This window comes from Mucilaginibacter sp., from assembly GCF_039207105.1.
Taxonomy (GTDB): Bacteria; Bacteroidota; Bacteroidia; order Sphingobacteriales; family Sphingobacteriaceae; genus Mucilaginibacter.
Genome location: NZ_JBCECK010000063.1, coordinates 24,824 through 30,107, shown reverse-complemented (window position 1 = coordinate 30,107; position 5,284 = coordinate 24,824). Strand labels below are relative to the sequence as shown.

Here is a 5,284-nt window from a genome sequence, read left to right as displayed (position 1 = left end):
CCCTACCATAAGACTCGCTCAATTCGCTGCACTAATAATTCAATCCAACCACCTGTTATCGAAAATACTCGACATAAAGGAAGTTGGCGCTTTGCGTGCTTTATTTACCGATATAAAGGTAAATGAATATTGGGATAATCATTATAAGTTTGATGTAGAGTCGAAACCATTACCTAAAAACCTTGGAGCATCATCAATTAATATATTACTTATTAATACATTGGTATTATTTTTGTTTAGCTACGGAAAGCAACACCAGCAGGAATATTTTGTGAGTCGTAGTTTAAAGTTGTTAGAAAATTTACCCGCCGAACAAAACAATATTACCGAAGATTTTGTTAATTTAGGGCTGAAAATCAATAATGCTTTTGAGTCGCAGGCCCTGCTGGAGTTGAAAAACAATTATTGTAATTATAAGAAATGCCTGCAATGTGGCGTTGGTAATAAGATATTAAAACTTGCCTGACATGATACAGAGAATACTCACTTTTTTTGAACGGTACTCCTTTGGTGTATGCACTTATCTTGGCGGAAGGTTTAATATTTCTATATCAAAAATCCGTTTATTCTTTATTTACTCCTCGTTTTTGGCAGTTGGCTTTCCGTTGATATTTTACTTCTTTGCAGGTATTGTATTGGATATCCGTAATTATGTTAAGCGTCGCCATACAAGGGTTACTGATCTTTAATAAAAGGCTTAAATTAATTTCCTTAATGCTTTTCAGTTTTTTAAACAAGCTTTCCGGTTCTAACCGCATCCTGTAAGTGTTTCACCTTAAACTTGGGTTTATAACAATATTGAGCCAATTGTTTTACCCAGGTACTATTGTAACCAAACATTATCTTTATCATTCGTACCCGGGTTGATCCTTTGGGGTATCCATACTTATACCAGGTAAATTTTGATTGATCTATTTTAAACTGATCGGCAAAATCAGCCAGGAAAAGATCTATTTCAATATCAAATATATCCAGATCAAGGTCAATGCTGGTATCCAGACTTAGACTGGTCGGATCAACATGACTTATTTTATAGCGATTGCAATAATCAACAATAAATTCTTTTAATGGTGGCAATATCTCTTCCATTCTAAATGAATAAAGTTTTGATCATTTGATGTATGAGACGCCACTTTTAAAATTAGGTTGCATCTTTGGGCTTTTTATTTTAGAAAAAGGTTACACTGAATCACCTTGAAATAAAGCCTGGATGTTTATTATTGCACTCAATTAATAAAAAGCTCATGGAAATAAAAGTTATAGCCTTCGATGCCGATGACACCTTATGGGTTAACGAACCCTATTTTCTAAATACCGAAAAAAAGTTTTGTAGCCTGTTGGAAGACTTTTTACCGCAGCACTCCATATCAAGTGAGCTTTTTAAAATAGAAGTAGAAAATTTATCCCTTTATGGTTATGGCATAAAAGGATATATACTGAGCATGATTGAAGCAGCATTAAAAATATCTGATAAACAGATTGGGCTTGCTGCAGTTGACCTGATATTGGAATACGGTAAGGAAATGCTTAATCAGCCTATTGAACTGCTTGACAATGTAGACGATGTACTGGCAACATTAAAACCTCATTACAGGCTGGTAGTAGCCACCAAAGGTGACTTGCTTGATCAGGAACGAAAATTAAAAAAATCGGGGCTGGCGCATTATTTCCATCACATTGAAATCATGTCTGACAAACGTGAAGATGATTATACTAAACTCATCAAACACCTGGATATTGATGCAAGTGAATTTTTAATGATCGGTAACTCTTTAAAATCCGACGTTATGCCGGTTATTAATATTGGAGGTCACGCCATCCACGTTCCTTTCCATACCACCTGGGCTCATGAACATGTAGAAACCAGTTTAATACATCAAAATTTCAAACAGGCAAATTCGCTTAGCGAGGTTTTACCCCATATACCTCTATGAAACAAAAACTCAACCTTGATACCTGGAATCGTAAAGAACACTTCAACTTTTTTAAAACTTTTGAAGAGCCCTTTTATGGTGTTGTTGTAAATATTGATTGTACTAAAGCATACCACATATCTAAAGAAAATGGCCAATCCTTTTTTTGGTATTACGTGCATAAATCATTAACCGCGGTTAATGCTCTTGAACCATTCAAATACCGTATTTATGGTGATGAGGTTTTTCTGTATGAGCAGATAAACGCCGGACCTACAATCGGCCGCGCTAATGGAACCTTTGGGTTTTCATACATAGATTATCACCCTTCGTTTCATGAATTTGTAATTGGGGCTAATAAAGAGATCGAACGCGTACAAAGCACCACTACCCTTTTCGCACCAAAGCTTGATGATGATATAATCCACTACTCAGCCTTACCTTGGGTTGATTTCACCAGCTTGTCACATGCCCGCAGCTTTTCTTTTCAGGACAGCTGTCCTAAAATGTCATTCGGTAAAATGACCGAAAATAATGGCAAATTAACCATGCCGGCATCAGTACATGTGCATCATGCGTTGATTGATGGCTTGCATATAGGCCAGTATATTGATCTATTTCAGCAATTGATGAATGATGACTATTAAACCATTTTCTCCATCACTATTAACTCAATAGGCTGCCTGGGATTACCGAAACGGCCATGATCATGAAAGGGCTGTATTTCGCCGGTAAAGCTATAACCACGGCGCTCATACCAGTTAATGAGTTCTGAACGGGTACTTATTACTGTCATAGTAATGGTATGGCAATTAAGTTGTTTGGCCTAATTTTCCGCTTCTTCCAATAAAGCCCGCCCTACTCCCTTACCTTGCAGTAAGGGCGATACACTGAACATGCCCAGGTATAGCTTGCTGCCTTTAACTTCTAAATAAACGCAGCCGGTAATAATACCCGCATCATCGGTGTATTTTAATATGCTGATAGCTTCATTATTAAAATATGTTGTCAACATGGCCTCGTCTATCCTGATACCATCTAAAAGATCAGATTCCGACGTCCAGCCTTTTTTGGATTCCTCGCCACGGTAGGCACTGTTAACCAGTAAATTTAACTCAGGTACATCAGTGATTGAGGCTTTATTAATAGGCATAGCAGAAACAGTAGTTATAACAATTTGAAATCTTCACGAACAGGGTCAAATATATCTATCAGCTTACAATCAGTAATAGCACGGCCACCATGTATTACATTAGGTGGTATAACGGCAAAGGTCCCGGTATCCAATATTCGGGATACACCATCTACCGTAAGTTCAAATTGTCCTTCAATAACAAAAGCACATTGATGATTAATGTGTTGATGCAGAGGCGAAACACACCCAGCTTTCACTTCAATAAAGTTGATGGTATTATTTTGAGTATGTATTATTTTAGAGAAAAAACCCGGAGCTATCTCTTTGGTTTGAATGTCTGCAAATTGATTAAAAACTTGACTGTCTATCATGATCTTTAAGCGCTGAGTAAAGCAGGCTTTAGCGTAAAAGTATAAAATTTATGTATAAGCCAAACACTTCTTTATTTAACCTGCGATATTAGGCGTCAGCTTGATTTTTTGACAATTAAATTAATACCTGATAGTTACTAAAAGTATTTACAGCCAAAACTAAGCCGTATATTTAAGGGTTAACAATATGTACTGAGATATTTCACAATTGATATGGCTTTTATTGATTACTATAAAACACTGGGCGTAAGCAAAACGGCTACAGATAAAGATATTAAAAATGCTTATCGTAAGCTGGCCCGAAAATACCACCCTGACCTTAACCCAGATAATGCAGATGCTCATAAAAAATTCCAGGAACTTAATGAAGCTAACGAAGTATTAAGCGATCCTGAAAAGCGAACCAAATATGATAAATACGGTGAAAATTGGCAGCATGGCGAAGCTTATGAACAACAAGCCAGACAGCAGCAAAGCAGACAGGACAGTTACGGTGGCAGTGGTGGCTTCGGCGGCTTTACTGATAGTGAAACTTTTGGCGGAGGCGATTTTTCAGATTTCTTTAAATCTATGTTTGGCGGTGGCGGCAGCCGGCAAACCAAATATCGCGGACAAGACTTTAACTCTGAATTGCATTTAAAGCTACAAGACATTGCAGAGACTCATAAACGAACCTTAACAGTTAATGGGAAAAGTATCAGAATAAATATACCCGCGGGAATAGAAAACGGACAGACCATTAAAATAGCCGGGCATGGCGGTGCGGGTGTTAATAATGGCCCGGCTGGTGATCTGTATATTAAATTTGCTATCAGCGATGATGCACGCTTTAAACGCGACGGCATTAATTTGTATGCTACTATAAAACTTGATCTGTATACAGCAATACTTGGTGGGGAAATAATGGCCGATACGTTGACAGGCAAGGTAAAAGTTAAAGTGAAACCCGAAACTCAAAATGGTACTAAAGTAAAACTAAAGGGCAAAGGAATGCCTGTTTACAAAAAAGCAAATGAATTTGGCGACCTGTATTTAACTTACGATATACAAATACCTGTAAATCTTACCGAAAAACAAAAACAACTCTTTGAAGAGCTTTCAAAATCATGATGTAAACTAATAAGATATGAAAACAGCAGATCTAATATCAACAAGTGATTTTTGTTTATTTCACAACGTGGAAATCAATTTTGTAGAAATGTTACAAGAGGCTGATCTGATAAAAATTACTATTATAAATAAGAACGCCTTTATACCTACTACTGAGCTTCAAAAACTTGAAAAATTGATCAATTTGTACCAGTTAGGTATTAATGTAGAAGGACTTGAGGCTATAAGTCATTTATTGGATCGTTTTGAAAAGACACAGGAAGATTTACGCCATTTAAGAAATAAACTGAGTTTATATGAGGATGATTAACTATTCCATATATTTCAACATCATTCTTTCGCTTACAATATTGGCATCATCAATTACAGACTCCGGATATCCCATAGATTCTAATATGGCGATGCCGTTACGGCTTTTCAGAAACCCTTCTTTAAGTTTATAATCAAACACTAAACTACCACCAGATTTAGAATCCTCAAAAGAATAAATAGCAAAATCTTCATCCAGCAGTTCGGCCAGTTCAAGGTCATGTGTTGATACGAAAACAAAATTCTGGTTTGCTGTGATATATGACAAAACCGATTTGGCCGCTGCTATACGCTCAATACTATTGGTTCCTCTGAATATCTCATCAATAATAACCAGGCTTTTTATCTCTTCTGTTACTGTACTTCGACCTATGATATTCAATATGGATTGAGCTTGGGCCTGGAAATAGCTTTTTTGTTCTTCTATACTGTCTGTAGTTTTAATG

Annotated in this window: 11 protein-coding genes; 6 read left to right on the top strand and 5 right to left on the bottom strand. The window is 36.6% G+C overall.

The annotated features are described in order from the left end of the window. Together AAGC65_RS14255 and AAGC65_RS14250 are read left to right on the top strand one after the other, a co-directional pair. Nucleotides 1-466: DUF2851 family protein (locus tag AAGC65_RS14255; protein ID WP_343113131.1), on the top strand; the 466-nt coding region annotated here is incomplete at its 5' end. A gap of 1 nt (nt 467) precedes the next feature. Beyond that, nucleotides 468-689, top strand: a complete 222-nt coding sequence (locus AAGC65_RS14250) for a PspC domain-containing protein (RefSeq protein WP_343113130.1) — start codon at nt 468-470, stop codon at nt 687-689. Between the two features lie 40 nt (nt 690-729). Here the strand turns inward: AAGC65_RS14250 and AAGC65_RS14245 are convergent, their stop codons facing one another. Beyond that, nucleotides 730-1,089 carry a DUF1493 family protein gene (locus AAGC65_RS14245; RefSeq protein ID WP_343113129.1) on the bottom strand — a complete coding sequence of 120 codons (360 nt, stop codon included), beginning with the start codon at nt 1,087-1,089 and terminating at the stop codon, nt 730-732. A gap of 155 nt (nt 1,090-1,244) precedes the next feature. On the opposite strand from AAGC65_RS14245, the gene AAGC65_RS14240 reads away from it, so the two are divergent. After that, nucleotides 1,245-1,934: an HAD family hydrolase gene (locus AAGC65_RS14240; RefSeq protein WP_343113128.1), complete on the top strand. Its 690-nt coding sequence runs from the start codon at nt 1,245-1,247 to the stop codon at nt 1,932-1,934. Next, nucleotides 1,931-2,560, top strand: coding sequence for a chloramphenicol acetyltransferase (locus AAGC65_RS14235; protein ID WP_343113127.1), 630 nt, complete (start codon nt 1,931-1,933; stop codon nt 2,558-2,560). The genes AAGC65_RS14240 and AAGC65_RS14235 overlap by 4 nt, the downstream gene beginning before the upstream one ends. On the opposite strand, the gene AAGC65_RS14230 is transcribed toward AAGC65_RS14235, so the two are convergent. Genes AAGC65_RS14230 through AAGC65_RS14220 form a run of 3 tightly spaced genes read right to left on the bottom strand, consistent with a single transcriptional unit; the run spans nt 2,557 to nt 3,419 of the window. Beyond that, complete coding sequence (locus AAGC65_RS14230) at nt 2,557-2,709, bottom strand: hypothetical protein (RefSeq protein ID WP_343113126.1); 153 nt, start codon at nt 2,707-2,709, stop codon at nt 2,557-2,559. The genes AAGC65_RS14235 and AAGC65_RS14230 overlap by 4 nt on opposite strands. A gap of 30 nt (nt 2,710-2,739) precedes the next feature. Then, nucleotides 2,740-3,066, bottom strand: a complete 327-nt coding sequence (locus tag AAGC65_RS14225; RefSeq protein ID WP_343113125.1) for a GNAT family N-acetyltransferase — start codon at nt 3,064-3,066, stop codon at nt 2,740-2,742. A 14-nt stretch (nt 3,067-3,080) separates the two neighbouring features. After that, nucleotides 3,081-3,419, bottom strand: coding sequence for a cupin domain-containing protein (locus AAGC65_RS14220; RefSeq protein WP_343113124.1), 339 nt, complete (start codon nt 3,417-3,419; stop codon nt 3,081-3,083). A gap of 213 nt (nt 3,420-3,632) precedes the next feature. Here AAGC65_RS14220 and AAGC65_RS14215 point away from each other — a divergent pair, with 213 nt between their 5' ends. Together AAGC65_RS14215 and AAGC65_RS14210 are read left to right on the top strand one after the other, a co-directional pair. Next, on the top strand, nt 3,633-4,529 hold the full coding sequence (locus tag AAGC65_RS14215; protein WP_343113123.1) for a J domain-containing protein: 897 nt from the start codon (nt 3,633-3,635) through the stop codon (nt 4,527-4,529). 16 nt (nt 4,530-4,545) lie between these two features. After that, nucleotides 4,546-4,839 carry a chaperone modulator CbpM gene (locus AAGC65_RS14210; RefSeq protein WP_343113122.1) on the top strand — a complete coding sequence of 98 codons (294 nt, stop codon included), beginning with the start codon at nt 4,546-4,548 and terminating at the stop codon, nt 4,837-4,839. Here the strand turns inward: AAGC65_RS14210 and AAGC65_RS14205 are convergent. Further along, a partial coding sequence (locus AAGC65_RS14205; protein ID WP_407940669.1) for a MutS-related protein occupies nt 4,840-5,284 on the bottom strand: 445 nt, incomplete at its 5' end.